This window comes from Achromobacter semiaridum, from assembly GCF_053543755.1.
In genome coordinates, this window is the sequence record NZ_JBLVOL010000105.1 from 1 (window position 1) to 2,706 (window position 2,706).

Here is a 2,706-nt window from a genome sequence, read left to right on the forward strand (position 1 = left end):
CCGCGTCTGGCACCCGAGATCCCGTTGCCGCGCGTGGCGCGCGACACGCACGCCGCTGCCGCCGAGCACACGACGACGTTGCCCGCCCACACCGAAGAAGAATTGACGGCCGCCCTGAACAGCACCGCGCAGCAATTCCAGGCGCCGCAACATGGCGCCACGCCGCAGGACAACCTGGCCCAGGCACTTGCCGCCGCCACCCAGCGCCAGGCCGCGCCGGTCGTGAACCAGGCCGCCATCGCGCCGCCGGCCGTGCCGCTGGTGATGCAGGTCGCCACGCCCGTTGGCGGCACGCACTGGGGTACCGAGCTGGGTCAGCAAGTGGTCATGATGAGCACCAACGCACGTCAGGGCATGCAGACCGCCGAGCTGCGCCTGGACCCGCCCGACCTGGGCCCCTTGCGCGTCAGCCTGAACCTGTCCGACGGCGTGGCCAGCGCGTCGTTCGTTTCAGCGCATGCCTCCGTGCGCCAGGCCATCGAAACCGCGATCCCGCAACTGCAACAGGCCTTGGCGCAAGCCGGCATCTCGCTGGGCCAGACCAGCGTGGGTGAACAGGCCGCGCAGCAGGAATTCGCACAGCAACAAGGCAACGGCGGATCGCAACGGCAGTCGGGCAATGGATCGGCGCTTGCCGATGCATCGGCCGATATCGCCGCGCCCACCGTCACCGTGTCGCGCAACGCCAACGCACTGGTCGACACCTTTGCCTGACAAACACACGGCCCGCGACCGGCAACGGCAGCGGGCGGTGCAGCAATAGCTTGAGATACGCGGCTTTCGCCCTGTTTTTCGCCTCCAAGGCGACACGCACTTTGGGGCAGAATGCTTTCATCCACTAAGAATCCGTTTTCACCAGCGGCTTAATACGCATCGAAACCGAGATGGCGACTACCAAACCTATTACCGCGCCGTCGGGCGCCAAGAAATCCGGCGGCATCGGCGTCCTTCGCCTGCTGCTGGGCCTTCTGGTCCTGCTCATCGTTGCAGGCGCCAGCGCCGGCGCAACCTGGTTCATCACGCAGCGCATGCAGCAACCGCCCGCCGGCGCCGCCGTGCAATTGGGCGTGGGCCAAGTGCCCGGCGGCCAGCCTGGCCAACCGGGTGTGGCAGGCCAACCCGGCCAGCCTGGCCAAGGCCCGCAAGCCACGCCGACCACGTTTGTTGCGCCGCCGGCCGGCCCCATCGCCGTGCCCGCGCCGATCTTCGTGCCAATCGAAGCATTCACCGTCACGCTGCAAAACGCCGACACCGAACGCATCATGCACGTTGGCCTGACCCTGCGCGTCAGCGACGAGCAAACCCGCACGCGCCTGGAAAAGTACATGCCTGAAGTGCGCAGCCGCATCCTGATGGTGCTGTCGGCGCAATCGCCCACCGGCGTGCAGACCCAGCAAGGCAAGACCGATATGGCCAACGCGATCAAGGTCGCGGTCAACCGTCCGTTCTCACCGTTGCCTGACGGCCAGTATGTCACCGACGTACTGTTCACGGCGTTCGTGGTGCAATAAGCATGGCCTACGAGGCATTTCTTTCGCAGGACGAAGTCGATGCGCTGCTTGCCGGCGTTACCGGCGAGAGCGATAGCAAGTCGGCGGCCGCGAACTCCAATGATGGCGCGCGTGCCTATGACCTGAGCTCGCCCGAGCGCGTCGTGCGCCGCCGCATGCAGACGCTGGAGCTCATCAACGAGCGCTTTGCGCGGCACATGCGCAACGTGCTGTTGAACTTCATGCGCCGCAGCGCCGACATCACCGTCGGCTCGATCAAGATCCAGAAGTACGCGGACTTCGAACGCAACCTGCCCGTGCCCAGCAATCTGAACATGATTCAGATGAAGCCGCTGCGTGGTACGGCGCTGTTCACGTATGACCCGAACCTGGTGTTCCTGGTCATCGACAGCCTGTTCGGTGGCGATGGCCGCTACCACACGCGCGTCGAAGGCCGGGACTTCACCACGACCGAGCAGCGCATCATCCGGCGCCTGCTCAACCTGACCTTGGAAAGCTACGGCAAGTCCTGGGACCCCGTCTATCCGATTGAATTCGAGTACGTGCGCTCGGAGATGCACACCAAGTTCGCCAGCATCACCGGCAACAATGAAGTGGTGGTCGTCACCTCGTTCCATATCGAATTCGGCGCGACCGGCGGCGACCTGAACATCTGCCTGCCCTACTCCATGATCGAGCCGGTGCGCGATCTGCTGACGCGTCCGCTGCAGGAAACCACGCTGGAAGAAGTTGACCAGCGCTGGTCGCAGCAGCTGTCGCGCCAGGTGCGCAGCGCCGATATCGACGTGGTGGCGGAATTTGCGCGCATCCCGTCCTCGATCCGCGAACTGATGAATTTGAAGGTGGGCGACGTCCTTCCCGTGGACGTGCCCGAGACCATCATTGCCAATGTGGACGGCGTACCGCTGATGGAATGCGGCTACGGCGTCTTCAACGGCCAGTACGCGCTACGCGTACAGAACATGTTTACCTACGATACCGATTCAAACGAGGCCCCCGACCATGACTGACAAGAACGAGCCTGGCTCCGGCTCGTCCCCGGCCGACGACTGGGCCGACGCGCTCGCCGAACAATCCCGCGCCAACCCGCCCACGCAAGCCGACGGCTTAAAGCCGCAGGACGACTGGGCGGCCGCGATGGCTGAACAAACCGCCTCCGCGCCCGCTGCCGCGGCGCCGGCGCCCGCACCGGCAC

3 protein-coding genes and 1 pseudogene are annotated in these 2,706 nt (G+C 65.3%); all 4 read left to right on the forward strand.

Annotated elements, in window-relative coordinates; translation table 11 throughout:
* Window positions 1–714 (forward strand): flagellar hook-length control protein FliK (locus ACNPP0_RS23860; protein ID WP_448707200.1); only part of this gene is annotated, 714 nt, incomplete at its 5' end.
* Between the two features lie 170 nt (window positions 715–884).
* Entirely contained in the window at window positions 885–1,511 is a 627-nt protein-coding gene (locus ACNPP0_RS23865; protein WP_448707201.1) for a flagellar basal body-associated FliL family protein, read from the forward strand.
* 2 nt (window positions 1,512–1,513) lie between these two features.
* Complete coding sequence (gene fliM, locus ACNPP0_RS23870; RefSeq protein ID WP_046807476.1) at window positions 1,514–2,521, forward strand: flagellar motor switch protein FliM; 1,008 nt, start codon at window positions 1,514–1,516, stop codon at window positions 2,519–2,521.
* Window positions 2,514–2,706 (forward strand): annotated as a pseudogene (locus ACNPP0_RS23875) (flagellar motor switch protein FliN); the annotation flags it as partial. The gene fliM and the pseudogene ACNPP0_RS23875, both read left to right, overlap by 8 nt.

Coding starts and splice junctions, on each gene's coding strand:
- ACNPP0_RS23865 (WP_448707201.1), top strand. CDS start 885: ATGGCGACTACCAAACCTATTACCGCGCCGTCGGGCGCCAAGAAATCC.
- fliM (WP_046807476.1), top strand. CDS start 1,514: ATGGCCTACGAGGCATTTCTTTCGCAGGACGAAGTCGATGCGCTGCTT.